This window comes from Streptomyces sp. NBC_00582 (assembly GCF_036345155.1).
GTDB lineage: Bacteria > Actinomycetota > Actinomycetes > Streptomycetales > Streptomycetaceae > Streptomyces.
This window is the reverse complement of record NZ_CP107772.1, coordinates 1,601,254-1,626,128: the sequence shown is the minus strand read 5'-3', so window position 1 is coordinate 1,626,128 and position 24,875 is coordinate 1,601,254. Positions and strand designations below refer to the sequence as shown.

The window sequence follows — 24,875 nt, the reverse complement described above, 5'->3', positions numbered from 1 at the left end:
GAGGCCGATTAAGGGGCGGGGCTCAGATCGGAAGCAACCGCCCCACCAGTGCGCCGAGTTGGTGCGCGTTGCGGCACTCGTGCATCGCGACCAGCTCGGCGTACTCGGGTGCGGCCGAATCGCCCGTGCCCCACAGCGGGCGCGGCTCGGGGTTCAGCCAGTACAGTCGGCGGGCCCGCGCGGAGATCTCCCGGAGCGCCGCCAGGTTCGGGTCGCTCATGTTCGTCCGCGCGTCCCCCAGCACGAACACCGTCGTGCGCGGGCCCACGGCGGCGCCGTACCGCTCCGCGAACTCGCCCAGCGCGACACCGTAGTCGCTGCTGCCGTGATAGCCCGTCAGACGCGCCTCGGCCAGGATACGGGCGCCCAGCCCCTCCGGGTTGGCCCGGCCGTGCTCCAGCAGCCCTGTGACCTCGTCGATCCGGTTGACGAAGGCGAACACCCGCACCTTGCTGAACTGGTCGTGCAGCGCCTGCACCAGCAGCATCGTGAAGTCGGAGAACCCGGACACCGAGCCCGACACATCGCACAGCAGCACCAGTTCGGGCCGGGCCGGCCTGCGGCGGCGCAGCACGGGCCGCATCGGCACCCCGCCCGTGGACAGCGAACCGCGCAGCGTGCGCCGCAGGTCGATCGTGCCGCGCGTGGCCCGGCGACGGCGCGCGGCCAGCCGCGTGGCCAGCTTGCGCGCCAACGGCTGTACCGTCCGCCGCAGTTCGGCCAGCCGGTCCCGCCCCGCGTACAGGAAGTCCACCCGGTCCGCGGTGGGTGCCACCGCCCGCCGCGCGATCTCGTCCCGCCCCCGCCGCTCCGCCACCCGGCGCCTGGCCTCCACCGCCACCAGCCCCCGGAACTCCTCGATGCGCCGCCGGATCTCGTCCTCCAGCAGCCGGTCGGCGAAACCGGATCCGCCGCCCCGCCGCATCTCGTCGCGGACGCGGGCCAACAGCGTCTGCGGACGCAGCCGGTCGAGGGTCTGGTACGACGACCAGCCGTCCGCCCCCGGTGAACTCCCGTATCCGCCCAGCCCGTCGACCGCCTCGATCGCCAACTGGCCCATCAGCGCACGGTCGTTGGCGGCCAGGGCGTCCGCGAGCCGGTCGCGCAGGGAGTTCCGGCCGCCGGACTCGCCCGCGGGCGCGCCGACGCCGTGGGGGAAGTACAGGTCGAAGACGGTGTCGAACAGCCGCCGTTGGTCCGGGGTGTGCAGCAGCGTCGCGGCGAGCCCCTCGCGCAGCAGCCCCCGGTCCGCGAACCCGAGCGCCGCCACCGCCTCGGCCGCGTCCACGGTCTCACCGGTGCCGATCCGGACACCGTGGGCGCGCAGCGCGGCCACGAACCCGGTCAGCCGCTCGGCCGCGTCGCCGCTCACACGGCGTCCAGGTCGAGCTTGGCCCCGGCCTTCAGCACGTCGTCCTGGTGCTTGAGGATCACGCCGAGGCTGTCGCGTACGACGGTCTCGTCCAGGGTGGTGGCGCCGAGGGCCAGCAGGGTGCGTGCCCAGTCGATGGTCTCGGCGACCGAGGGCACCTTGCGCAGGTCCATCGCCCGCAGCGCCGCCACCACCCGGACCACCGACTCGGTGAGCGCCGCGTCCAGGCCGGGCACCTTCAGCCGGACGATCCGCCGCTCCAGCTCCTCGTCGGGGAAGCCGAGGTGCAGGAACAGACAGCGGCGGCGCAGCGCCTCCGACAGCTCACGGGTGGCGTTGGAGGTGAGGACGACGAAGGGCCGCCGGGTCGCGGTGATCGTGCCCAGCTCCGGGACGGTGACCTGGAAGTCGCTGAGCACCTCGAGGAGCAGGCCCTCCACCTCGACGTCGGCCTTGTCGGTCTCGTCGATCAGCAGCACCGTGGGTTCGTCGCCGCGGATCGCGGTCAGCAGCGGGCGCGCAAGCAGGAACTCCTCGCTGAAGATGTCCGTACGGGCCTCGTCCCAGGTCTCGTCGCGGCCGGCGCTGATCCTCAGGAGCTGCTTGGCGTGGTTCCACTCGTACAGCGCCCGGGACTCGTCCACGCCCTCGTAGCACTGCAGGCGTACCAGCCGGGCCCCGGCCACCTGGGCCACGGCCTTGGCGAGTTCCGTCTTGCCGACCCCGGCCGGGCCCTCCACGAGCAGCGGCTTGCCGAGCCGGTCGGCGAGGAACACCGTCGTGGCGACCGCGGGGGAGGCCAGATAGCCGGTCTCGGCGAGACGGGCGGAGACGTCGTCGACGGACGTGAACAACGGGGCCTCCGGGGAAACGATCGAGGACGGGCAGGTACCGCACATATCTAAGCGCTTGTTCACCCGCCTTGTCGATGTTGTCAGTGTCGGCGGATACCGTGCGCCCATGGGTATGTATCTCGTGAACGTGACGCCGCAGGACTGGTCGACGCCCGGCGAGGACGGTTACGGCGACATCGCCTCGGCCCTCGAGGAGGAGCCGGCCCTGCGCGGTCTGCCGCCGTACACCCCGGGCGAGCCGGCCGCAGGGGGCCGGTTCGCGGAGAGGACGAGCCCGTCGATGGACGGCTTCGACGCCCTGTGCCGCGCCCATCTGACCCCCGAGGAGCGGCACACCCTCCTCAGCTGGTCTTTCGTGGTGCCCTTCGCGCTGGAGGAGCCCGTCCTGCTGCCGATCGAGAACAGCTACGACACCGAGACCCTGGTCGTCGGAGCGCCGTACCTCCTCGCCCTCGCCGAGCGGCTCGCCGCCGTCCTCCGCCTGCCGCTCGACCTGATACCGGAACCCTCCGGCCCCTCCGAGCTGAGCGCGTGGTTCCTGGACGGCGACGCGGAGAGGACCGCCGCCGCCCGCCCCGGCCCCTGGGCCGACGACCTGGACACCGCGTTCTTCGCGGCGCTGTATCTGCGCGCCGCCCAGTACGCGCAGCGCCACCGCTGCCCGATGACCTACTCCTGACCCGGCTCCACCAGGAACACCGTCAGCCACTCCGCGTCCGCCGCGTGATACCCCAGCCCCACCAGCGCCTCGGAGGCCGCCCGCATGTGCTCGGCGCCGTACACCACGGCGACCGTGAACGGCACGGTGCGGCTCGTGTACGCCCGGTCGAACTCGGTGAGCGCGCGGACGAGCAGCCGGTCACGGCGGCGCATCACCAGGTCGTCGAGGCCGGGCATGCTGTCCGCCACGGCCTGCTCGGCGTCGCCGACCAGGTCCTCGGTGCTCAGGTGCCGGGCCAGATAGCGGCGGGTGCCGAACAGGCGCATGCCCGCCGTCATCGCCGGCATCAGCGTGGCGATCAGCAGACGCTCGCGCAGCGGCAGCCGCCGGAAGCCGGACTCGAACTCCCCGCCCGACATGTCCGGGCACACCGCCGGCACCCCGAGCGAGCGGAAGTCGATGTCCTGGACGACCAGTCCCAGCCGCTCGCCGTACTCCAACTGCTCGTACGAGGCGACCAGGGCCTCCGCACCGGGGGAGCGGGTCTCCCGGCCGATCCCCTCGGCGAGCACCAGGTCGCAGCGGCGCAGCCGGTCCGCCACCTCCCGGTAGAAGGCCGGCTCACCGATGTGGATCATCGGGAAGAGGAGGAAGGAGAGGTGCGTTCCCGGCCTGGTGAACCGGATGACGGCGGAGCGCACCCCGGCCAGGCCGGTCACTTCGATGAACTGCATGGGAGCCCCCTGGGTCCGCGCACGGCACCAGGCCCATACCCGCGCGGGGCCCCGCTCAGCCGACCAGGATCACCTCCAGCGTGCGCGGACCGTGCACCCCCTCCACCCGGTCCAGTTCGATGTCGCTGGTCGCCGACGGTCCGGAGATCCACGTCAACGGGCGGGCGGGGTCCAGCCGTTCGAGCGCCTGCGGCACGGACGACACGACCTGCCCGGGCACCCGCACGACGCACACATGGTGGTCGGGGACGAGCGTGATCCGGCGCCGCCCCTGGTCCGCCCCGCCGTCCAGCACGATCGTCCCGGTCTCGGCGATCGCCACCGCGCACGCCGTGACCACGCTGTCGACCCGGTCCAGCTCGTACGCGGTGCTCCCGGCGGAGTCCTCGACCCGGTCGGCCCCGGCCGCCGACAGCCACCCCGCGTCCAGCCCGGGCGGTACGACCACCGACTTCGCCCCCCGCTCGGCCAGCAACCGGCCGATCAGGGACGGCAGTTCCTCCTCGGAGCAGCGGTGCACGAGCGCCCGGTAGTCCGCCAGGTTCTCGGCCAGCAGCTCCACCGTCTCCTCGACGCCCCGCTCCCCGTGCGTGTGCAGATAGTCGCGCGCGATCGGTGTGTCGTCCCCCGGCACCCCGGCGAGCGCGCGCCGCACCCGTCCCAGGATCCTTTCCCTGCTGCTCACTTCGCTCCTCCCTTGCCGGATTCCCCGCCGTTCGTGCGCTGCCACCAGTCGCGGAAGGGTTCCGCCGGTACGGCCGGCAGGTCCCGGCTGCCGCTCCACGCCTTCCCCGGTCCGGGGAGCGTACGAGGGTGCAGCCGGCGCGTCCGGGAGGCCAGCCGCTGCCCGGTGCGCAGGGCGCCGGGGTGGGCGAACGCCCAGCGCGCCGCCCGCATCGCCGCCCGCTCGGCCGCATGGCCCTTGGCGGGCTTGAGCACCACCCGGTTGCCCTCCTGGATCACCGGCCCGCCCTCGACGACCCGTTCCCGCAGATGCACCAGCACCTCGGGGATGTCGATGGCGACCGGGCACACCTCGTAGCAGGCACCGCAGAGCGAGGAGGCGTACGGCAGGGAGGCGTCGATCTCGCTCTGTGTGCCGCGCAGCTGGGGGCTGAGGATGGCGCCGATCGGGCCCGGGTAGACCGAGCCGTACGCGTGTCCGCCGGCCCGCTCGTAGACCGGGCAGACGTTCAGGCACGCCGAGCAGCGGATGCAGCGCAGGGCCTGGCGGCCGACCTCGTCGGCGAGGGTGTCGGTGCGGCCGTTGTCCAGCAGCACCAGATGGAAGGTCTTCGGCCCGTCGCCGTCGGTCGTGCCCGTCCATGTCGAGGTGTACGGGTTCATGCGCTCGGCGGTCGAGGAGCGCGGCAGGGTCTGCAGGAAGACCTCCAGGTCCCGCCAGGTCGGCACGATCTTCTCGATCCCGACGACCGAGATCAGGGTCTCGGGCAGGGTCAGACACATCCGCCCGTTGCCCTCGGACTCGACGACGACCAGCGTGCCGGTCTCGGCGACCATGAAGTTCGCGCCCGAGACGCCGACCTTGGCCCGAAGGAACTTCTCGCGCAGATGCAGCCGGGCCGCCTCGGCGAGTTCGGCGGGGGTGTCGGTGAGCCCCTCCGGGGCCGGGCGCCCCCACTCGCTCATCTCCCTCGCGAAGATGTCCCGGATCTCCCCGCGGTTGCGGTGGATGGCCGGGACGAGGATGTGCGACGGCCGGTCCTTGCCCAACTGCACGATCAGCTCGGCGAGATCGGTCTCGTAGGCGTGGACGCCCTCCGCCTCCAGCGCCTCGTTGAGCCCGATCTCCTGGGTGGCCATGGACTTGACCTTGACGACCTCCGACTCGCCCGTCTCCTTCACGAGCCGCGCGACGATCCGGTTGGCCTCCTCGGCGTCGGCCGCCCAGTGCACGGTCCCGCCCGCCGCCGTGACCGACTCCTCCAACTGCACGAGATAGCGGTCGAGATGACGGAGCGTATGGTCCTTGATGCGCTTGCCGGCCTCCCGCAGCTCGGCCCAGTCGGACAGCTCGTCGACCGCCTTCGCGCGCTTGGCGCGGATGGTGTGGGTGGCGTGCCGCAGATTCCCGCGCAGGGTCGGATCGCCCACGGCCTCCCGGGCGGCCTTCGGGAAGGCCGGCATGCCCACGAACGTCCCGCTCATACGGCCGGCTCCTCCTCCGTGCTCGCCAGGATCTCCGCGAGGTGCACCGGCCGCAGACCCGCCTTGAGCCGGGTCATGGTCCCGCCGATGTGCATCAGACACGAGTTGTCGGCCGCGCACAGCACCTCGGCGCCGGTCGCCTCGGCGTTGCGCACCTTGTCCGCGCCCATCGCTGCCGACACGTCGGAGTTCTTCAGCGCGAACGTGCCGCCGAAACCGCAGCACTCCTCCGCGCCCGGCAGCTCCACCAGCTCGAGCCCCCGGACCGCCTCGAGGAGCCGCCTCGGCCGGTCCCCGAGCCCCAGCCCGCGCAGCCCGTGACAGGTCGGGTGATAGGTCACGGTGTGCGGGTAGTAGGCGCCGACGTCCGTCACCCCGAGCACGTCCACGAGGAACTCGGTCAGCTCGTACGTCTTCGGCACGACCGGTGCCAGCGCCGTGGCCAGTCCGCCCCCGCGCCCTTCCGCCCGCGCCCGCTCACCCATCCGCGGATACAGCTCCCGTACCATCGCCCCGCACGATCCCGAAGGGGTCACGATCGCCTCGTACTCCCCGAAGACATCGGAGAAATGCCGGGCGAGCGGTTCGGCCTCATGGCGGTAGCCGGTGTTGTAGTGGGCCTGGCCGCAGCAGGTCTGCGCCATCGGGAAGTCGACCTCGACACCCAGTCTGGTCAGCAGTTTCACCACGGCGCGGCCGGTGTCCGGATAGAGCGTGTCGTTGACACAGGTCAGGAACAGTGCGACACGCATCGCGGCTCCTCGGGGTTGGTCATCGGATGAGTGCAGGGTAGTCGGGTGAAGGGGCCGGGGGGAGACCCCGGCTCACCGTGCGGCGAGCCGGTCCTGCGCCTCGCGCCAGCGCCCGGTGCCGCCCTGCGGCTCGTAGCGCGTCAGCGGCTGGGTACGGGCGAGCAGGCGCCGCATGGCGGCACGGTCGCCGACCAGCCCGTGTGCCCGCGCCTGCACCAGGACGTTGCCCAGGGCGGCGGCCTCCGTCGGACCGGCCACCACCGGCAGCCCGCAGGCGTCGGCGGTGAGCTGGCACAGCAGCGCGTTGCGGGTGCCGCCCCCGACGATGTGCACGACGTCGACGGGATGCCCGGCGAGCCGCTGGGCCTCCTCGATCGCGCGTCGATGGGCGAGGGCGAGCGAGTCGAGGATGCAGCGCGTGATCTCGCCGCGGGTCCCGGGCACCGGCTGTCCGGAGGCCCGGCACGCCTCGGCGATCCGCTCCGGCATCCGCCCGGGCGCGAGGAACGCGGCGTCCCCCGCGTCCACGACCGACCGCAGCGCCGGCGCGGCGGCCGCCTCCCGCAGCAGCACCCCCAGATCGGGGTCGCCCCAGGCCCGTACGCACTCCTGGAGCAGCCAGAGCCCCATGATGTTGCGCAGGTACCGGACCGTGCCGTCCAGACCCAGCTCGTTGGTGAAGTTGGCGGCCCGGCTCTCCTCGGTGAGCACCGGCGCGTCCAGCTCCAGACCGGCCAGGGACCAGGTGCCGGTGCAGATGTAGGCGAACCGCTCCCCGGTCGCCGGCACGGCCGCCACCGCGGAGGCCGTGTCGTGCGAGCCGACGGCGGTCACGGGCACGGGACCGGTCAGCCCGGTCTCCTCCAGCACCCCGGCCCGCAGCACCCCGGCGGGATCACCGGGCTGCCGCAGCGGCGCGAACAGGTCGAGGTCGATGCCCAGCCGCGCGGCGAGATCGTACGACCACGTCCGCGTCCGGGGATCGATCAGCTGGGTGGTGGAGGCGTTGGTCAGCTCGGTGCCCTGCTCGCCGGTCAGCCAGTAGGCCAGCAGATCGGGGATGAGCAGCAGTCGCTCGGCGTGGGCGAACTGACGTGTCCCGCGGGCGGCGACGAGCTGGTACAGGGTGTTGAAGGGCGCGTACTGGATACCGGTCGCCGCATACAGCTCGGAAGCGGGCACCGTGGCCCACACCTTCTCCGCGATCCCCTCGGTCCGCGCGTCCCGGTAGTGCACCGGATTGCCGAGCAGGGCCCCGTCGCCGTCCAGCAGCCCGTGGTCCACGGCCCAGCTGTCGATCCCGACGGAGTCGACCTGCCCCGCGGCGCGCAGTCCGTCCAGGACACCGGCGTACAGGGACAGCACATCCCACCGCAGCCCCTCCGGGACCCGCACCGGACGGTTGGCGAACCGGTGCGCCTCCGCCAGCTCCAGCGAGTCCGGCCCCACGCGGCCGACCATGACCCGTCCGCTGGACGCGCCGAGATCGACCGCGGCGTACGACTTCACGTGCGCGCTCACCGGAGGAACGCGGCAGCCACACCCGCGTCGACCGGGATGTGCAGACCGGTGGTGTGGGTCAGCTCGCCACCCGTGAGCGCGAAGACGGCGTTCGCGACGTGCTCCGGCAGCACCTCCCGCTTGAGGATGGTCCGCTGCGCGTAGAACTCGCCCAGCTTCTCCTCCTCGACCCCGTACACGGCGGCCCGCTGGGCGCCCCATCCGCCGGCGAAGATCCCCGATCCCCGCACCACCCCGTCCGGATTGACACCGTTGACCCGGATCCCGTGCTCACCCAGCTCGGCCGCGAGCAGCCGCACCTGGTGGGCCTGGTCGGCCTTGGTGGCGGAGTAGGCGATGTTGTTGGGCCCGGCGAACACGGCGTTCTTCGAGGCGATGTAGACGATGTCCCCGCCCAGCCCCTGCGCGATCATCACCCGGGCCGCCTCGCGCGACACCAGGAACGACCCCCGCGCCATGATGTCGTGCTGGAGGTCCCAGTCCTTCGCGGAGGTCTCCAGCAGCGGCTTCGAGATGGAGATCCCGGCGTTGTTGACGACGAGATCGACCCCGCCGAAGGCGAGCGCGGCCGCCTTGAAGGCCCCGGCGATCTGCTCCTCGTCCGTCACGTCGACGGTGACGGCGACGGCCCTGTCCGGCCCGCCGAGCTCCTCGGCGACCTGAGCGGCGTTCTCCCCGTTCAGGTCGGCGACGACGACACACGCCCCCTCGGCGACCAGCCGGTGCGCGATGGCCCTGCCGATCCCGCTGCCCGCCCCGGTCACCAGCGCCACCCGGGTGGCCAGCGCCTTCGGCTTCGGCATCCGCTGGAGCTTGGCCTCCTCCAGCGCCCAGTACTCGATGCGGAACTTCTCCCGCTCCTCGATCGGCGCGTACGACGACACCGCCTCGGCGCCTCGCATCACGTTGATCGCGTTGAGGTAGAACTCGCCGGCCACCCGAGCGGTCTGCTTGTCCTTGCCGAAGGAGAACATGCCCACGCCGGGCACCAGCACGATGGCCGGGTCGGCGCCGCGCAGGGCGGGGGAGTCGGGCTCGGCATGCCGCCGGTAGTAGGCGGAGTACTCCTCCCGGTAGGCGGTGTGCAGCTCCTTCAGCCGGGCGATCGCCTCGTCGAGCGGAGCGCTCGGCGCCAGGTCCAGCACCAGCGGCCGTACCTTGGTCCGCAGGAAGTGGTCCGGGCACGACGTCCCCAGTGCGGCGAGCCGGGGATGCTCGGCGCGCGCCACGAAGTCGAGGACGGTCTCGGAGTCGTCGAAGTGCCCGACCTGCGGCCGGTCCTGCGAGGCGACGGCCCGCACATACGGCGCGAGCGCGGCGGCCCGCTCCCGGCGCTCACCCTCGGCCAGTGCCTCGTACCCCTCGATGACGGGCCCGAAGGGCTCGGCCTTCCCCCGCTCGGCGAGGAACGCCTCCGCGGTCCGGATGATGTGCAGGGAGTTGCGCTCGCACTCCTCGGCGCTGTCGCCCCAGGCGGTGATCCCGTGCCCGCCCAGGACGACCCCGATGGCCTGCGGGTTGGCGGCCTTGATCGCGGCGATGTCCAGCCCGAGCTGGAACCCGGGCCGCCGCCACGGCACCCACGCCACGCTGTCCCCGAAGCACTCGGCGGTCAGCTTCTCCCCGTCGGCGGCACAGGCCAGCGCGATACCGGAGTCCGGGTGCAGATGATCGACGTGCGCGGCGTCGACGAGCCCGTGCATGGCGGTGTCGATGGACGGGGCGGCCCCGCCCTTGCCGTGCAGGCAGTAGTCGAACGCGGCGACCATCTCGTCCTCGCGCTCGACCCCCGGGTAGACGTCGACGAGCCCCCGCAGCCGGTCCAGCCGCAGCACGGCGAGCCCGCTCTCGGTGAGCGTGCCGAGGTCGCCTCCCGACCCCTTCACCCACATCAGCTCGACCTCCCCACCGGTGACGGGGTCGGTGTCGGTGCCCTTGGCGGACGCGTTGCCGCCGGCGTAGTTCGTATTACGGGGATCAGCACCGAGTCGGTGCGACCGCGCGAGGAGGGCGGCGGCTTCGGGGTGCGGTGACATGAACGTCCTGTCCTTACTTGAAAGAGGGTGCGATTCCTTGGGGGCGCGGGGAACCGCGCGACCGGCCACGACCGGCCCGCAGCCCGCGACGACACAGATCGAGGCAGGCAGACGCTTACGCGCCCCAACCGGCCTGCTCTCCCCCGACACGCTCGGCGACGACCTTCTCGGCCCACCCCGACGCCCGGTAGGCGACAAGCGGCTCGGGGTCCAACCCCATCTCCTCGCGCACCTCACGAAGCAACGGCCGCACATCCGTGTTGTACGCGTCCATCAGCACCGCATTCGCCTCCAGCACATCCCCGGAAGCCTGAGCGGCGGCCAACGCCGCCCGATCCACCAGCAGCGCCTTCGCCGTGGCCTCCTGCACGTTCATCACGGACCGGATGATCGCCGGGATCTTCGCCTCGATGTTGTGGCACTGGTCCAGCATGAACGCCACCTCGGAGGTGAACCCGCCCCCACGGACGACCTCGTACATGATCCGGAACAGCTGGAACGGGTCGGCGGCCCCCACCATCAGATCGTCGTCGGCGTAGAACCGCGAGTTGAAGTCGAACCCGCCGAGCTTCCCCTCCCGCAGCAGCGTCGCCACGATGAACTCGATGTTGGTCCCCGGCGCGTGGTGGCCCGTGTCGACCACGACCTGCGCCTTCGGCCCCAGCTTCAGACAGTGCGCGTACGCCGTGCCCCAGTCCGGGACGTCGGTGGTGTAGAAGGCGGGCTCGAAGAACTTGTACTCGAGCAGCATCCGCTGCCCGTCCCCGAGCCGCTCGTACACCTCGGCGAGGCCCTCCGCCAGCCGGTCCTGCCGTGAGCGCACGTCGTCCTGGCCCGGATAGTTCGTGCCGTCGGCGAACCACAGCTTGAGATCGGCGGAGCCCGTCGCGTCCATGATGTCGACGCACTCGAGCAGATGATCGACGGCCTTGCGCCGGACCGCCGCGTCGGGGTGGCAGATGCTGCCCAGCTTGTAGGCGTCGTCCTGGAAGGTGTTGGAGTTGATCGCCCCCAGCCTCACGCCCCGGTCCTCGGCGTGTTTCGCCAGTGCGGAGTAGTCCTCCACCTTGTCCCAGGGGATGTGCAGCGCCACGGTCGGGGCCACACCGGTGACGGCGTGCACCTGCGCCGCGTCGTCCAGCTTCTCCTGCGGGGTGCGGGGAACGCCTTGTTGGGCGAACACCTTGAAGCGGGTCCCCGAGTTCCCGTACGCCCACGACGGCGTCTCGACGGCCTGGGTCTTCAGCGCGGCCTTCACGGCGGCGAGGTCGGTCACTTCGGGCTCCTGTGACATCGGTCCGGGACAGCGCCCGGATGAAACGATTCAGAACGGGAAGCTATGAGGCCGCGAGGGGAGTGTCAACCCTTTCGACCGCGTCCCCTTTTTGTGACCGCCGCGTGACCTTCGGCTATCGAAAACTTTTCGACACGGACCCATTGACGCGACATGCCCGCTATGCCTAACGTCCCGGCCATCCAGTTGAAACCTTTCACGACGCCGTGGCGGGCCCCAGGGGCACCGTCGCGGACGTTCGTCGAGGAGCCACCCATGACCCACCCGTCCGACACGGGACCGGCCCCGGTGCTGGCGCTCAGGGACGTCGCCAAGTCCTTCGGCGCCGTTCGCGCCCTGCGGGGCGTCTCCCTGGAGCTGTTCCCCGGCGAGGTGCACGCCCTCGCCGGTGAGAACGGCGCGGGCAAGTCGACCCTGATCAAGACCCTCGCGGGGGTGCACCGGCCGGACACCGGCCGGGTGCTGCTCGACGGAGAGCCCGTCGTCTTCCACGGTCCCGGCGACGCCCGCGACGCCGGCATCGCCGTGATCTACCAGGAACCGACGCTCTTCCCCGACCTTTCGATCGCCGAGAACATCTTCATGGGCCGCCAGCCGCGGCGCGCCCTCGGCCGCATCGACCACAAGGCCACCCATGCGGCGACCGCCGCCCTGATGGCGCGGCTCGGTGTCGACCTCGACCCCGACCGCCCGGCCCGCGGACTGTCCATCGCCGACCAGCAGATCGTGGAGATCGCCAAGGCGCTCTCCTTCGACGCCCGTGTCCTGATCATGGACGAGCCGACCGCCGCCCTCACCGGCAGCGAGGTCGCCCGGCTCTTCGGAGTCGTGCGCACCCTGCGCGAACAGGGCGCGGCCGTCCTGTTCATCTCCCACCGGCTGGAGGAGATCTTCGAGATCTGCCAGCGGGTGACGACCCTGCGCGACGGCGCGTGGATCGCCAGCGAGCCCCTCGCCGGCATGACCGAGGACGACCTGGTCCGCCGGATGGTCGGCCGCGACCTCGACGAGCTCTACCCCAAGCAGGACGTCACCCCGGGCGAGGTCGCCCTGAGTGTCCGCCGGCTGACCCGGGAGGGCGTCTTCACCGACGTCTCCTTCGAGGTGCGGCGCGGCGAGATCGTCGGCCTGGCCGGACTCGTCGGCGCCGGTCGCACCGAAGTCGCCCGGGCCGTGTTCGGGATCGACCGCTGGGACGCCGGTGACGTCACCGTCGACGGCAGGGCGCTGGTCAACGGCGCCCCCTCCACCGCGATGGCCGCCGGCCTCGCTCTGGTCCCGGAGGACCGGCGCGCCCAGGGCCTGGTGATGGACATGTCCATCGAGCGCAACATCGGCCTCACCGGCCTCCGTACGACGGTGAAGGCCGGCCTGATGGACCGCGGCGCCGAGCGCAGCCGGTCCCTGGACTGGGCGGTCAAGCTCCAGGTGAAGTACGCCCGGATCGCCGACACCGTCAACACGCTCTCCGGCGGCAACCAGCAGAAGGTCGTCCTCGCCAAGTGGCTGGCCACCGCTCCCAAGGTGCTGATCGTCGACGAGCCCACCCGCGGCATCGACGTCGGCACCAAGGCCGAGGTGCACCGGCTGCTCAGTGAGCTGGCCGCCGACGGGGTCGCCGTCCTGATGATCTCCTCCGACCTGCCCGAGATCCTCGGCATGGCCGACCGCGTGCTGGTGATGCACGAGGGCCGGCTCACCGCCGAGATCCCCCGTTCCGACGCCACCGAGGAAACCGTGATGGCCGCAGCCACCGGGAGGGTTGCCGCATGACGGTCGCCACTCCTGAACAGGCCCCTGTCGCCGAGGCGCCCCAGTCGAGCGGCACCCGGCTCGTCGACCGCGTCTTCAAGATGCGCGAACTCGCCATCCTGGTCGTCTTCCTGGTGATGATCGCCGTCACCCAGGCCGGCAACAGCGAGTTCCTCTCCGAGCAGGGCATCAAGGACCTGCTGCTGAACGCGACCATCCTGGTGCTGGTCGCCACCGGCCAGTCCCTGGTGGTGATCACGAGGAACGTCGACCTGTCGGTCGGCTCCACCCTCGGCATCACCGCCTTCGCCGCAGGCACCTATCTGCACGGCGGCGGCAACCCCGTGATCGCGATCGTGCTGGCCGTCCTGCTCGGCGTCGGCTTCGGGCTCCTCAACGGCCTGCTGGTCAGCCTCGGCCAGGTGCCCGCCCTCGTCGTGACCCTCGGCACGCTCTACATCATCCGCGGCATCGACTCCATCTGGGTCGGTTCCCGGCAGATCACCGCGGCCGACCTGCCCGGCGGATTCGTCGACTTCGGCTCCGGCGGCCTCTCCGCCGTGCCGTACCTCGCGCTGATCGCCCTCGCGGTGCTGGTCGCCACGGCGTACTACCTCAAGCACTTCGTCAGCGGCCGGGAGCTGTACGCCCTCGGCTCCAACCCGGAGGCCGCCCGTCTCGCCGGCATCCCCGTGCGCAAGCGGATCCTCGCGGCGTACACCTTCTGCGGCGGCCTCGCCGGCCTCGCCGGCGCGATGTACCTCGCCCGGTTCGGCAACGTCGACTCCGGGACCGGCAACGGCTACGAACTCACCGTCGTCAGCGCGGTCGTGGTCGGCGGCGTCGTCTTCACCGGCGGCTCCGGCAGCGTCTACGGCGCCGCCCTCGGCGCCCTGCTGCTGACCTCCATCAACAGCGTCCTGCCCGCCCTCGGCGTCAGCTCGGTGTGGGTCCTCGCCATCAACGGCGTCCTGCTCCTCCTCGCCATCGCGGTCGACCGGATCGTGGCGCTGCGGGTGGCGGTCGCCCTGAAGAAGAAGTCGGCGTCGGTCAAGCCGGCCGTGGAGAAGGGAGAGGCCCGTGCGTGAGTCTCTTGCCGGTCGTGTGGTCCGCTGGGACACCGTCGTCAGCGCTCTCCTCATCGTCCTGCTGCTGTTCTCCTTCTCCTTCGTGGACGGCTTCGGCAACGCGCTGAACCTCTCCTTCCTCATCGGCAACACCCTGCCGATCGCGCTGGTCGCGCTGCCGATGACCCTGCTGGTCGTCTCCGGCGAGATCGACCTCTCGGTCGCCTCCACGGCCGGGCTGTCCGGCGCGGTGATGGGCGCCCTGTGGAACCAGGGCATGACCATCGAGGCGATCATCCCGATCTGTCTGCTGTTCGGCGTCGTCTGCGGTCTGGTCAACGGCCTGCTGGTGACCCGGCTCGGACTGCCCTCCCTCGCCGTCACCATCGGCACCCTCGCCGCCTACCGGGGCATCGCACAGATCGTGCTCGGCTCCGACGCGGTGACCGACTTCCCCGCCCAGTACCTGGACTTCGCGGCGGGGCGGATCGGCGACAGCTTCCTGCCCCAGGCCTTCCTGCCCTTCCTCGTCCTGCTCGCGATCGCCGTGGTCGTCCTGCACGCCACGCCGTTCGGACGGTCGCTGTTCGCGATCGGGGCGAGCGAGGAGGCGGCGCGGTTCGCCGGGATCCGCGTCAAGCGGCAGAAGCTGATCCTGTTCACGGTGACGGGGTTCATGGCCTCGCTCACCGGGATCTTCTGGGCGCTGCACTACGCCAGCGCTCGCTATGACAACGCGACCGGGCTCGAACTCTCCGTCGTCGCCGCCGTGTTGCTCGGCGGTATCGACTTCGACGGTGGCAAGGGCACGTTGGGTGGTGCGATCGCGGGAGTTTTCCTCCTCGGCGCGCTGCAGAACGTGATGAGCCTCGTCAATGTCTCCGCGCAGTCCCAGATCGTCGTGACCGGTGTGCTGCTGGTCGTGTCGGTGCTCGGCCCTCGGGTTGCCCGTCAGATCTCCGTTGCTCGGGCGGCAGCCCGTTCCGCCGGCTAGGGCGCGTATGCCGGCTGCGGGTCCGCTGTGGCTGGTCGCGCCCACGCGGCGGAGCCGCATATCAGTACAGCCCCGCGTCCCCAAGAAAAAAGCACTCACCTCACCTCTCCTCGAAGGAACCCCATGCGTAAGTCATCCCTTCGGCGTGCCTGTGCCGCCCTCGCCGTCGTCTCCTCGCTCTCCCTCGCCGCCACCGCCTGTGGGGGTACCACCAAGGAGGACGTGAAGAGCGAAGGCGCCTCCGCGGCCGCCACCGGCAAGGCCGACCCCAACGCCGCCACCAAGAAGGGGCTGACCGTCGGCTTCCTGCCGAAGCAGGTCAACAACCCGTACTTCACCACCTCCGACAAGGGCGGCGAGGCCGCGCTGAAGGAGCTGGGCTCCAGCTACAAGGAGGTCGGACCGTCCAGCGCGACCGACACCTCGGGGCAGGTGTCGTACGTCAACACGCTCACGCAGCAGAAGGTCGACGCGATCGCCGTGTCCGCGCAGGACCCGGGCGCCCTGTGCACCGCCCTGAAGACGGCCATGAGCAACGACATCAAGGTCGTCACCTACGACTCCGACACCAACCCCGAGTGCCGCAACGCCTTCGTCTCGCAGGCCTCCGCCGAGGACCTCGGCCGCACCGAGGTGCAGCTCCTCGCCGAGCAGATCGGCTACAAGGGCGAGATCGCGATCCTGTCCGCCGCGCAGACCGCGACCAACCAGAACACCTGGATCGAGTTCATGAAGGACGAACTCAAGGACGCCAAGTACAAGGACATCAAGCTCGTCAAGGTCGCGTACGGCAACGACGACGCCCAGCAGTCCTTCCAGCAGACCCAGGGCCTGCTCCAGGAGTACCCGAACCTGAAGGGGATCATCTCCCCGACGACCGTCGGCATCAAGGCCGCCGCCCAGTACCTCTCGGGCTCCAAGTACAAGGGCAAGGTCAAGCTGACCGGCCTCGGCACCCCCAACGACATGCGCAAGTACGTCAAGAACGGCACCGTCGACGGCTTCGAGCTGTGGGACCCGGCGAAGCTCGGCGCCCTCGCCGCGCAGACGGCCGTGGCGCTGGTGTCCGGCCAGATCACCGGCAAGGAGGGCGAGACCTTCACGGCCGGCGGGACGTCGTACACCATCGGCAAGGACGGTGTGATCAGCCTCGGCAAGCCGACCGTGTTCGACGCCAAGAACATCGACCAGTTCAACTTCTGATTCCCGTCCCTCCGATCAATCCCCCCACACCCCTCGGGAGCGGTACTTCATGCAGCGCGTCTGTTTCCTGCTCAAGGTCCGTGCGGACCGCCTCGCCGAGTACCGCGAACGGCACGCCGCCGTGTGGCCGGAGATGCTTCAGGCTCTCTCGGCCACCGGGTGGCACAACTACAGCCTCTTCCTCAGAGACGACGGCCTGCTCGTCGGCTATCTGGAGACCGAGGACTTCGCCGCCGCCCAGGCCGGGATGGAGGCCACCGAGGTCAACGCCCGCTGGCAGGCCGAGATGGCGCCGTTCTTCGAGTCCCTCGACGGCGCCCGGCCCGACGAGGCCATGAAGCCCCTCACCGAAGTGTTCCACCTCGCCTGACACCACCCCGTACCTCCCGCTCTCGTACGACAATGGAGTCCCCCGAGATGAGACGACGCACCCTGCTGGCCGGCGCCCTCGCGAGCGCCGCGGCGACCCCCCTCCTCGCCTCCGGCACCGCCCGCGCCGCCGACCCCGGCCCGTCCGTGACCAGCAAGGGCACCACCCGACTCGACGCGAGCGCGATCTTCTTCGTGTCCTACGACGGTCTGGTCAACAACAACTCGTTCCAGAAGAACGGCCTGTTGACCTACAAGGGCTACCAGTACGCCGCCTGGTACACCTCCACCGGCAACGCGGTCGTCGGGCGCCGCGTCCTCGGCGGCACCTCGTGGTCGACCGTCACCCTCTCCCACGTCCTCAAGGCCAGCGACTCCCACAACGTCATCTCCATGGGCGTCTCCAAGGTCGACGGCCGGCTCCACCTCAACATGGACTCCCACAGCGACGGCTACTTCTACGTGAAGTCGATCGCCGGGCTCCTGGACAACCCGGCGTCCACCTCCTGGACCTCGTCCGTCTTCGGCGCGGTGCAGACCAGCCTCGACGGGCTCGCCCTCACCTCGCAGTTCACCTACCCGCAGTTCGTCTCCACGCCCGAGGGCAAGCTCCAGCTCAGCTACCGGGTCGGGATCTCCGGCAACGGGCGCAACGCCCTCGCCGAGTACAACGGTTCGTCCTGGACCGCGCTCGGGGAGTGGTCCAGCTCGACGGGCACGTACACCAGCTCGCACGGCTCCTCCACCGCCCGCAACATGTACCTGCACGGCATCGACTACGACGTCAACGGACGGCTGCACTCCTTCTTCACCTGGCGCGAGCAGTCGGCGGCCGTCATGTGCAACAGCGGCGGCATCACCAACCACGACACCGGCTATGTGTACTCGGACGACCGCGGGCGGACCTGGCGCAACAACGCGGGCACCCTCGTGGGCACCACCGGCACCTCGGACACGGTGGCCGTCACCGACGCGGGGCTCGTCGTGGACTCGCTCAACCCCGACCACTCCCTGATGAACCAGGAGAGCCAGTTCACCGACTCCACCGGCCTGCCGCACGCGATCATCAGCTATGTGCCGGGCCGCTTCGGGCAGTGCACCACCAACTACGTCAGCGACCGCACCGCCAACGGCCGTGCCTTCCACGTCCGCAAGAACTCCTCGGGGACCTGGCAGAAGACGGAGATCCCGGTGGTCCTCGGCTCCAGCCAGCGCACCAAGCTGATCCTGGACAAGTACGACAACGCCTACGCGATCTTCCCCTTCGGGCGGATCGCCGGCGCCTCGAAGTCCTCCGGCTACACCGACTGGAGCGTGCTCTTCGACGGCAGCGGGCTGAACGCCTTCGGCGAGGTCGTCATCGACGAACTGCGCGTCAAGTACGACAACACCCTGTCGTTCCTGTACCAGGAGAAGTCGAGCGGGACGACCCCCTCGGCGCTCCACGTCATCGACTTCGCACTGCCCGCATGACACGAACGGCCAGGGGCCGGCGTGACGGTAATGTGAAGCCCGTCCTGCCGTACCCCGTTCACCTGGAGGTCTCCGCCTGATGGCCCAGTCGGTGGGTATCAAGGACGTCGCCCGTGCCGCCGGAGTCTCCGTCGGCACGGTCTCCAACGTCATCAACCGTCCGGACACCGTCGCCACGGAGACCCGGGCCCGCGTGCTGTCCGCGATAGACCGGCTCGGGTACGTCCGCAGCGAGTCCGCGCGCCAGCTGAGGGCCGGGCGGTCCCGGATCATGGGGCTGCTCGTCCTCGACATGGGCAACCCGTTCTTCGTGGACGTCGCGCGCGGCGCCGAGCGGGCCGCCCGCGACGCCGGGCTCGGCGTGATGGTCTGCAACAGCGCCGAGAGCGTGGGTGAGGAGGCCGAGTACCTCTCCCTCTTCGCCGAACAGCGGGTGCGGGGCGTCCTGCTCACCCCCGCCGACGCCACCGGCCGCAACATCGAGTCCTTCCGCCGCCACGGCATCCCCTTCGTGCTGGTCGACCGGGTCTCCGAGGGCACCACCGAGTGCTCGGTGTCCGTGGACGACGTCGCGGGCGGCGCGCTCGCCGTCCGGCATCTCCTCGACGCCGGACACCGCTCCCTCGCGTACGTCAGCGGCCCGCCCGGCTTCAACCAGGTCCGCGACCGCCGCACCGGCGCCCTGAACGCGCTCGCCGAGGCCGGTCTCGGGCCCGAGTGCCTGCGCGAGCTGCCCACCGAGCGGCTCGACGTGGCCGCCGGACGCGACGCGGGCGCCCGGCTGCTCGGGCTCGCCGACCGCCCCACCGCCGTGTTCTGCGCCAACGACCTGCTCGCCCTGGGCGTCCTGCAGGCCATGTACGCGGCCGGCGTCGGGGTCCCCGACGACCTCGCCATCGTCGGCTACGACGACATCGAGTTCGCCGCCGCCGCGGCCGTCCCGCTCACCTCGGTCCGCCAGCCCGCCGTCACCATGGGCGCCCTGGCCGCCGAGATGCTGCTGGAGGAGACCGAGGAGGACACCGGCAGACGCCACGAGCACCGCAGGGTCGTGCTCCAGCCCGAGCTGGTGGTGCGCCGCTCCAGCCTGTCGGCCCGCTGAGCCGCCGTTCAGTAGCCGTTCATGATCCCCTGGGCTCCCCGCCCGCCCGGACATGTGCTGAACTGGGACGCGGCCCGTACACCGAGCGTCCAGGAGACCCCTGTTGTCCCTCAGCTACCGCCAGCCCGGCGTCGTACTCACCGACCGCCGTTTCACCGTCCCCCTCGACCACACCGACCCGGCGGGAGAGACGATCGAGCTGTACGCCCGTGAGGTCGTCGCGAGCGACAAGGCCGGCCAGGACCTGCCCTGGCTGCTCTTCCTCCAGGGCGGCCCCGGCTTCGGGGCGAACCGTTTCGTCGGCAGACCGGCCTGGCTCGGCCGCGCCCTGAAGGAGTACCGCGTCCTCCTGCTGGACCAGCGCGGCACCGGCGCCTCCACGCCCGCCAACCGCCAGACGCTCCCCCTGCGCGGCGGCCCCGCCGCCCAGGCCGACTACCTCACCCGCTTCCGCGCCGACTCGATCGTCCGCGACTGCGAGGCGATCCGCCACGAGGTCACCGGCGGCGCCCCCTGGACCGTCCTCGGCCAGAGCTTCGGCGGCTTCTGCACGGTCAGCTATCTCTCCCTCGCCCCCGAGGGCCTGACCGCCGCCCTGATCACCGGCGGTCTGCCGTCCCTGGACGCCCACGCCGACGACGTGTACCGCGCCGCCTACCCGCGCATGGAGCGCAAGAACGCCGCGCACTACGCCCGCTATCCGCAGGACGTCGAGCGGGTCCGCCGGATCGCCGACCACCTCCTCCAACACGAGGTCACCCTCCCCGGCGGCCACCGGCTCACCGCCGAGGCGTTCCAGACCCTCGGCATCCTGCTCGGCACCGGCGACGGCGGCCACCGTCTGCACCACCTCCTCGAGGACGCCTTCGTCCCCACCCCGCGGGGCCCCGAGCTCTCCGACGCCTTCCAGGAGCAGATCCAGCAGCAGCTCTCCTTCGCCGGCCACCCCCTCTACGCCCTCGTCCACGAGGCGATCTACGGCCAGGACGCCCGCCCCACCGCCTGGTCGGCCGAACGGGTGCGCGCCGAGTTCCCGCAGTTCGACGCCGCCAAGAGCCTCACCGGCGACGGACCGGTCCTGCTCACCGGCGAAACGGTCCACCCCTGGATGTTCGTCACCGACCCCGCGCTGCGGCCCCTGCGCGAGACCGCCGAACTCCTCGCCGCCCGCACCGACTGGACGCCCCTGTACGACCCCGCCCGCCTCGCCGCCAACGAGGTCCCGGTCGCGGCCGCGATCTACCACGACGACCTGTACGTCGACACCGCCCACTCCCTGCGCACCGCTCGCGCGATCCGCGGGCTGCGCACCTGGGTCACCGACGAGTTCGAGCACGACGGCGTACGGGCCGGCGGACCCCGCGTCCTGGACCGGCTGCTCGCCCTGGTCCGTGACGAAGCGTGATGTCGGTGTCACCGATTAGTCTTCGGGCATGACCGTGCCGACGATCCCTCAGCTCCGGCCCATGCCCGAGGACTGGCAGCGGGCCCTGGCCGTCGTGGCGCACCCGGACGACCTGGAGTACGGCTGCTCCGCGGCCGTCGCCGCCTGGACCGACGCGGGCCGCGAGGTCGCCTATGTCCTCGCGACGCGCGGCGAGGCGGGCATCGACACCATCGCGCCCGCCGAGTGCGGCCCGCTGCGGGAGCGGGAGCAGCGGGCGAGCGCCGCCGTCGTGGGCGTCACCGCGGTGGAGTTCCTCGACCACCGCGACGGCGTGATCGAGTACGGCCCCGCCCTGCGCCGGGACATCGCCGCCGCGATCCGCCGGCACCGCCCCGAACTCGTCCTCACCCTCAACCACCGCGACACCTGGGGCGGCGTCGCCTGGAACACCCCCGACCACGTCGCCGTGGGCCGGGCCACGCTCGACGCCGCCGGGGACGCCGGCAACCGCTGGATCTTCCCGGAACTGGCCGAAGAGGGCCTCCAGCCCTGGAACGGGGTGCGCTGGGTCGCGGTCGCCGGATCCGCCACCCCCACCCACGCCGTGGACGCCTCGGCCGGTCTGGAGCGGGCGGTGGGCTCCCTGCTCGAACACCGCGCCTACATCGAGGCCCTCACCGACGAGGACCCCGAGACGTACGTGCGCGGCTTCCTGACCGGGGTGGCGCGCTCCGTGGGGGAGCGGTTCGGCGGCAGACCGGCGGTCGCCTTCGAGCTCTTCGACCGATAGTGACCGACGCCCGAGGGGGAGTGGCGCCATGACCGACACCGACGTACTCGCGCAGCGCTTCGAGGAGCACCGCGCACATCTGCGGGCCGTCGCCTACCGGATGCTCGGCTCGCTCGCCGAGGCCGAGGACGCGGTGCAGGAGACCTGGCTGAGACTCGGCCGCAGCGACGTCGAGGAGGTGCGCAACCTGGGCGGCTGGCTGACCACCGTGACCGGCCGGGTCTGTCTGGACCTGCTGCGCTCGCGCACCGCCCGCCGTGAACTGCCGATGGACGAAGGACAGGAGGGGTACGCGGGACACGCCGCCTTCGTCCCCGATCCGGTGATCGCTCCGCTGCCCCGGACCGACCCCGAGCAGGAGGTGCTCCAGGCGGACGCGGTGGGGCTCGCCCTGCTGATCGTTCTGGAGACCCTGGAGCCCGACGAGCGGCTCGCGTTCGTGCTGCACGACCTGTTCGCCGTGCCGTTCGACGACATCGCGCCGGTCGTCGAGCGGACCCCGGCCGCGACCCGCCAGCTCGCCAGCCGGGCCCGCCGCCGGGTCCAGGGGGCCACGCCGTCGGCGGAGCCGGACCTCGGCCGGCAGCGCGAGGTGGTCTCCGCGTTCCTGGCCGCCGCCCGCGCCGGGGACTTCGAGGCGCTGGTCTCCGTCCTCCACCCCGATGTGGTGCTGCGGGCCGACTCCGGGGCGCTGGTGCGCGGCGCCGCGGCCTCCAAGATCGTGCACGGGGCGAAGGCGGTGGCGGAACAGGCCGTGCTCTTCCGGCAGTTCGCGCCGGCCGGGCGGCTGGCGCTGGTGGGCGGCGCGGTCGGGATCCTCAACGGGCCCGAGGGCGAGGTGCGGTCGGTCATGGGGGTCACCGTCGCCGACGGCCGGATCGTCGCCCTGCACATCCTGGCCGACCCCGAGCGGGTGGCCGCCCTGGACGTGCCGGAGGGAGCGTGAGCGCAGGTCAGTAGGGTGGAGGGCATGCGAGACCAGAAGACGGACCGGGACGGACTGCGCGGCGACTGTGCGAACTGCTTCGGCCTGTGCTGCGTGGCCCTGCCCTTCGCCCGCTCCGCTGACTTCGCCGTCGACAAGCCGGCCGGGCGGCCCTGCCTCAACCTGGCGGAGGACCACCGCTGCGGGATCCACGAGCGGCTGCGGCAGAAGGGCTTCACCGGCTGCACGGTCTACGACTGCTTCGGTGCCGGCCAGAAGGTCGCGCAGGTCACCTTCGGCGGGCGCGACTGGCGGGGCGCCCCCGCCGAGCACTCCCGGGCGATGTTCGAGGTGTTCCCGGTGGTCCGCCAGCTCCACGAGCTGCTCTGGTACCTCACCGAGGCGCTCGCCCTGCCCGCCGCCCGCCCGGTCCACCCGGAGCTGCGCCGGGCCCTGGAGCGGACCGAGGCGCTCACCCGGCGGACCCCGCAGGAGCTGATCGCCCTGGACGTCCCGGCCCACCGCCAGGAGGTCAACGTCCTGCTGCTCAGGACCAGCGAACTCGCCCGGGCCGGTGTCCGGGGCCGCAGGAAGGACCGCCGGGGCGCCGATCTGATGGGCGCCCGGCTCAAGGGCACCGATCTGCGCGGGGCGAACCTGCGCGGCGCCTACCTGATCGCCGCCGACCTCACCGGCGCCGATCTGCGCGGCGCGGACCTGATCGGCGCCGACCTGCGCGACACCGACCTGACCGACGCCGACCTGACCGACGCGATCTTCCTGACGCAGCCCCAGCTCAACGCGGCCCGCGGCAACGCCGCCACCCGGCTCCCGGCCTCAGTCACCCGCCCGGTGCACTGGACAGCGGGGCGCTGAGACCTCCGGAGCGGGCGCTTGCGTCGGTGCCCCCGCTGCTCCGGTCGCCGTACGCCGCTCCAGCCCCAGCCGCAGTCCCTCCGGCATCAACGTCAGCCGTTCCGTGACCCGCAGCCGGTACGCCGGGTCGGGGCGCAGGTCGTAGCGGCGCAGGAGGAGGCCGAGGACGAGGGTGGCCTCGTGGAGGGCGAACTGGCGGCCGATGCAGGCGCGGGCACCCGTGCCGAACGGCTTGAAGGTGTGCGGGGCCCGTCCCCGGACGGCGGCGGCCTCGAAACGGTCGGGGTCGAACCGCTCGGCGTCCTCGCCCCACACCGCGGGGTCCCGGTGCAGCATCGCCGTCAGCATCAGCGCCCAGGCCCCCCGCCGCATCGGATGCTCCCCGCCCAGCACCGTGTCCTCGCGGGCCTCCCGGGCGAACCCCGGCGCCGTCGGCCACAGCCGCAGCGCCTCGTCGAGGACCCGGCGGACGTACCGCAGCCTCGCCACCTGGTCGTACCCGGGGACCGCCGTGCCGCCCCACACCCGGTCCACCTCGGCGCGGGCCCGGGCCGCGAACCGCGGGTTCAGGGAGAGGTAGTGCAGGGCGAAGGAGAGCGCGCCCGAGGTGGTCTCGTGGCCCGCGACCAGGAAGGTGATCACCTGGCGCCGTACGTTCTCGTCGGACAGCCGCTCCCCGGTCTTGGGGTGCGCGGTGTCGAGCATCCGGTCGAGCAGGTCCCCCTGCCCGCCGCCCCGGGCGCGCCGCTGCCGTACGAGCTCGTCGACCGTGCGGTCGAGATGGGCGATGTCCGCCTCGTTCCGGCGTGCGGCCTCCCTCAACAGCCCGGGGAACGGAAGGGTGTTGAGACGCTGGGCGTAGGTGAGGGTGCCCACCATCGCCGTCACGAAGGGATGCGGCCGGTCCCGCTCGAACGAGCCGAAGTCGTGCCCGAACCCGGTGCGGGCGATCGTCTCCAGGGTCAGCTTGGTCATGTCCCCGGGCACGTCGACCGTGCGTCCGGCGGCCGCCTCCCGGTCCCAGTGGGCGGTGAGCCGTTCGGCGACGTCCAGCATCATCGGGTGGTAGGCCGCCATGGCCTCCCGGCTGAACCCGGGGGCCAGGACGTCGTGCGCGAGCTGCCAGTTGGGCTCGTGGTTGTAGGCCGTGAACAGCCCGTCCCCCGCCACCGGCCGCAGGTTGGCGATCCCCAGCCCCACGTGCTTGGCGAACCGCGACTCGTCCGCCAGGTCGGCGGCGAGCCCCGCGCCCCACACGAAGACGAACTCCCGGCCGAACGCCTTGCGCCGGAAGATCGGCCCCAGCCGGCGGCCGTACCGCAGGGAGTCCTGCACGGGAGTGCGCCGGCTGGCGCCGAGGAGGTCGCCGAGCAGCGGGATCCGGTACGGGGGATGCGGAATGCGCCGCAGCTCGGGCCAGCCCAGCTCCGCGCTGCGGAACCCCTTGGGCAGCGGGCCCCCGGTCGTCGACACCGTCTCCGCCATGACGCGATCTCCCTCGATCTCCCGTGAACCAGCGGCAGGTTGGAGCTGTTGTACGTGGG

The 24,875-nt window shown here is 71.7% G+C and carries 22 protein-coding genes; 12 read left to right on the top strand and 10 right to left on the bottom strand.

The annotated features are described in order from the left end of the window. Positions 1 to 22: 22 nt before the first annotated feature. Together OG852_RS06715 and OG852_RS06710 are read right to left on the bottom strand one after the other, a co-directional pair. On the bottom strand, positions 23 to 1,372 hold the full coding sequence (locus OG852_RS06715) for a vWA domain-containing protein (RefSeq protein WP_330347345.1): 1,350 nt from the start codon (positions 1,370 to 1,372) through the stop codon (positions 23 to 25). After that, on the bottom strand, positions 1,369 to 2,226 hold the full coding sequence (locus tag OG852_RS06710; RefSeq protein WP_330347344.1) for an AAA family ATPase: 858 nt from the start codon (positions 2,224 to 2,226) through the stop codon (positions 1,369 to 1,371). Before OG852_RS06710 ends, OG852_RS06715 begins: the two co-directional genes overlap by 4 nt. 106 nt (positions 2,227 to 2,332) lie before the next feature. Between OG852_RS06710 and OG852_RS06705 the strand changes: the two genes are divergently transcribed. After that, entirely contained in the window at positions 2,333 to 2,905 is a 573-nt protein-coding gene (locus OG852_RS06705; protein ID WP_330347343.1) for a hypothetical protein, read from the top strand. Here OG852_RS06705 and OG852_RS06700 read toward each other — a convergent pair. The 7 genes from OG852_RS06700 to rhaI all read right to left on the bottom strand — a co-directional run bounded on the left by OG852_RS06700 (position 2,896) and on the right by rhaI (position 11,375). After that, positions 2,896 to 3,621, bottom strand: a complete 726-nt coding sequence (locus OG852_RS06700) for a hypothetical protein (protein WP_133915609.1) — start codon at positions 3,619 to 3,621, stop codon at positions 2,896 to 2,898. The genes OG852_RS06705 and OG852_RS06700 overlap by 10 nt on opposite strands. Positions 3,622 to 3,676: 55 nt before the next feature. After that, positions 3,677 to 4,306: a LutC/YkgG family protein gene (locus OG852_RS06695; RefSeq protein WP_133915608.1), complete on the bottom strand. Its 630-nt coding sequence runs from the start codon at positions 4,304 to 4,306 to the stop codon at positions 3,677 to 3,679. After that, positions 4,303 to 5,790, bottom strand: a complete 1,488-nt coding sequence (locus OG852_RS06690) for a LutB/LldF family L-lactate oxidation iron-sulfur protein (protein WP_330347342.1) — start codon at positions 5,788 to 5,790, stop codon at positions 4,303 to 4,305. Before OG852_RS06690 ends, OG852_RS06695 begins: the two co-directional genes overlap by 4 nt. Beyond that, a complete protein-coding gene (locus tag OG852_RS06685; protein WP_133915606.1) occupies positions 5,787 to 6,542 on the bottom strand; it encodes a (Fe-S)-binding protein in 756 nt (251 codons plus the stop codon). Before OG852_RS06685 ends, OG852_RS06690 begins: the two co-directional genes overlap by 4 nt. Positions 6,543 to 6,614: 72 nt before the next feature. Continuing rightward, positions 6,615 to 8,063 (bottom strand): rhamnulokinase, encoded by a 1,449-nt coding sequence (locus OG852_RS06680; RefSeq protein WP_330347341.1) that lies wholly within the window; start codon positions 8,061 to 8,063, stop codon positions 6,615 to 6,617. Continuing rightward, entirely contained in the window at positions 8,060 to 10,099 is a 2,040-nt protein-coding gene (locus OG852_RS06675; protein WP_330347340.1) for a bifunctional aldolase/short-chain dehydrogenase, read from the bottom strand. Before OG852_RS06675 ends, OG852_RS06680 begins: the two co-directional genes overlap by 4 nt. A 115-nt stretch (positions 10,100 to 10,214) precedes the next feature. Then, on the bottom strand, positions 10,215 to 11,375 hold the full coding sequence (gene rhaI / locus OG852_RS06670) for an L-rhamnose isomerase (RefSeq protein ID WP_330347339.1): 1,161 nt from the start codon (positions 11,373 to 11,375) through the stop codon (positions 10,215 to 10,217). Positions 11,376 to 11,648: 273 nt separating this feature from the next. On the opposite strand from rhaI, the gene OG852_RS06665 reads away from it, so the two are divergent. The 11 genes from OG852_RS06665 to OG852_RS06615 all read left to right on the top strand — a co-directional run bounded on the left by OG852_RS06665 (position 11,649) and on the right by OG852_RS06615 (position 23,331). Continuing rightward, the gene (locus OG852_RS06665) at positions 11,649 to 13,166 is read left to right on the top strand and encodes a sugar ABC transporter ATP-binding protein (RefSeq protein WP_133915602.1); all 1,518 of its coding nucleotides are present in this window, start codon (positions 11,649 to 11,651) and stop codon (positions 13,164 to 13,166) included. Beyond that, positions 13,163 to 14,233 carry an ABC transporter permease gene (locus OG852_RS06660; protein WP_133915601.1) on the top strand — a complete coding sequence of 357 codons (1,071 nt, stop codon included), beginning with the start codon at positions 13,163 to 13,165 and terminating at the stop codon, positions 14,231 to 14,233. The genes OG852_RS06665 and OG852_RS06660 overlap by 4 nt, the downstream gene beginning before the upstream one ends. Then, positions 14,226 to 15,206, top strand: a complete 981-nt coding sequence (locus tag OG852_RS06655; RefSeq protein ID WP_330347338.1) for an ABC transporter permease — start codon at positions 14,226 to 14,228, stop codon at positions 15,204 to 15,206. The genes OG852_RS06660 and OG852_RS06655 overlap by 8 nt, the downstream gene beginning before the upstream one ends. A 123-nt stretch (positions 15,207 to 15,329) precedes the next feature. After that, entirely contained in the window at positions 15,330 to 16,409 is a 1,080-nt protein-coding gene (gene rhaS / locus OG852_RS06650) for a rhamnose ABC transporter substrate-binding protein (protein ID WP_133915599.1), read from the top strand. A gap of 49 nt (positions 16,410 to 16,458) precedes the next feature. Continuing rightward, positions 16,459 to 16,779 (top strand): L-rhamnose mutarotase, encoded by a 321-nt coding sequence (locus OG852_RS06645; RefSeq protein WP_133915598.1) that lies wholly within the window; start codon positions 16,459 to 16,461, stop codon positions 16,777 to 16,779. Between the two features lie 47 nt (positions 16,780 to 16,826). Continuing rightward, on the top strand, positions 16,827 to 18,251 hold the full coding sequence (locus OG852_RS06640; protein ID WP_133915597.1) for a BNR repeat-containing protein: 1,425 nt from the start codon (positions 16,827 to 16,829) through the stop codon (positions 18,249 to 18,251). A gap of 79 nt (positions 18,252 to 18,330) precedes the next feature. Next, a complete protein-coding gene (locus OG852_RS06635) occupies positions 18,331 to 19,353 on the top strand; it encodes a LacI family DNA-binding transcriptional regulator (protein WP_133915596.1) in 1,023 nt (340 codons plus the stop codon). 103 nt (positions 19,354 to 19,456) lie between these two features. Further along, complete coding sequence (locus tag OG852_RS06630; protein ID WP_330347337.1) at positions 19,457 to 20,758, top strand: alpha/beta fold hydrolase; 1,302 nt, start codon at positions 19,457 to 19,459, stop codon at positions 20,756 to 20,758. A 28-nt stretch (positions 20,759 to 20,786) separates the two neighbouring features. After that, a complete protein-coding gene (locus tag OG852_RS06625) occupies positions 20,787 to 21,530 on the top strand; it encodes a PIG-L deacetylase family protein (RefSeq protein WP_133915594.1) in 744 nt (247 codons plus the stop codon). Between the two features lie 28 nt (positions 21,531 to 21,558). Further along, positions 21,559 to 22,476 carry a sigma-70 family RNA polymerase sigma factor gene (locus tag OG852_RS06620; protein WP_133915593.1) on the top strand — a complete coding sequence of 306 codons (918 nt, stop codon included), beginning with the start codon at positions 21,559 to 21,561 and terminating at the stop codon, positions 22,474 to 22,476. Between the two features lie 24 nt (positions 22,477 to 22,500). Beyond that, a complete protein-coding gene (locus OG852_RS06615; RefSeq protein ID WP_133915592.1) occupies positions 22,501 to 23,331 on the top strand; it encodes a pentapeptide repeat-containing protein in 831 nt (276 codons plus the stop codon). Here OG852_RS06615 and OG852_RS06610 read toward each other — a convergent pair. Continuing rightward, entirely contained in the window at positions 23,293 to 24,816 is a 1,524-nt protein-coding gene (locus OG852_RS06610; protein ID WP_330347336.1) for a cytochrome P450, read from the bottom strand. The genes OG852_RS06615 and OG852_RS06610 overlap by 39 nt on opposite strands. Positions 24,817 to 24,875 lie beyond the last annotated feature (59 nt).

Bases quoted from the DNA above. Each gene is read 5' to 3' on its own strand.
- OG852_RS06705 (WP_330347343.1), top strand. From the start codon at position 2,333: ATGGGTATGTATCTCGTGAACGTGACGCCGCAGGACTGGTCGACGCCC.
- OG852_RS06700 (WP_133915609.1), bottom strand. From the start codon at position 3,621: ATGCAGTTCATCGAAGTGACCGGCCTGGCCGGGGTGCGCTCCGCCGTC.
- OG852_RS06690 (WP_330347342.1), bottom strand. From the start codon at position 5,790: ATGAGCGGGACGTTCGTGGGCATGCCGGCCTTCCCGAAGGCCGCCCGG.
- OG852_RS06685 (WP_133915606.1), bottom strand. From the start codon at position 6,542: ATGCGTGTCGCACTGTTCCTGACCTGTGTCAACGACACGCTCTATCCG.
- OG852_RS06675 (WP_330347340.1), bottom strand. From the start codon at position 10,099: ATGTCACCGCACCCCGAAGCCGCCGCCCTCCTCGCGCGGTCGCACCGA.
- OG852_RS06665 (WP_133915602.1), top strand. From the start codon at position 11,649: ATGACCCACCCGTCCGACACGGGACCGGCCCCGGTGCTGGCGCTCAGG.
- OG852_RS06660 (WP_133915601.1), top strand. From the start codon at position 13,163: ATGACGGTCGCCACTCCTGAACAGGCCCCTGTCGCCGAGGCGCCCCAG.
- rhaS (WP_133915599.1), top strand. From the start codon at position 15,330: ATGCGTAAGTCATCCCTTCGGCGTGCCTGTGCCGCCCTCGCCGTCGTC.
- OG852_RS06645 (WP_133915598.1), top strand. From the start codon at position 16,459: ATGCAGCGCGTCTGTTTCCTGCTCAAGGTCCGTGCGGACCGCCTCGCC.
- OG852_RS06640 (WP_133915597.1), top strand. From the start codon at position 16,827: ATGAGACGACGCACCCTGCTGGCCGGCGCCCTCGCGAGCGCCGCGGCG.
- OG852_RS06635 (WP_133915596.1), top strand. From the start codon at position 18,331: ATGGCCCAGTCGGTGGGTATCAAGGACGTCGCCCGTGCCGCCGGAGTC.
- OG852_RS06625 (WP_133915594.1), top strand. From the start codon at position 20,787: ATGACCGTGCCGACGATCCCTCAGCTCCGGCCCATGCCCGAGGACTGG.
- OG852_RS06620 (WP_133915593.1), top strand. From the start codon at position 21,559: ATGACCGACACCGACGTACTCGCGCAGCGCTTCGAGGAGCACCGCGCA.
- OG852_RS06615 (WP_133915592.1), top strand. From the start codon at position 22,501: ATGCGAGACCAGAAGACGGACCGGGACGGACTGCGCGGCGACTGTGCG.
- OG852_RS06610 (WP_330347336.1), bottom strand. From the start codon at position 24,816: ATGGCGGAGACGGTGTCGACGACCGGGGGCCCGCTGCCCAAGGGGTTC.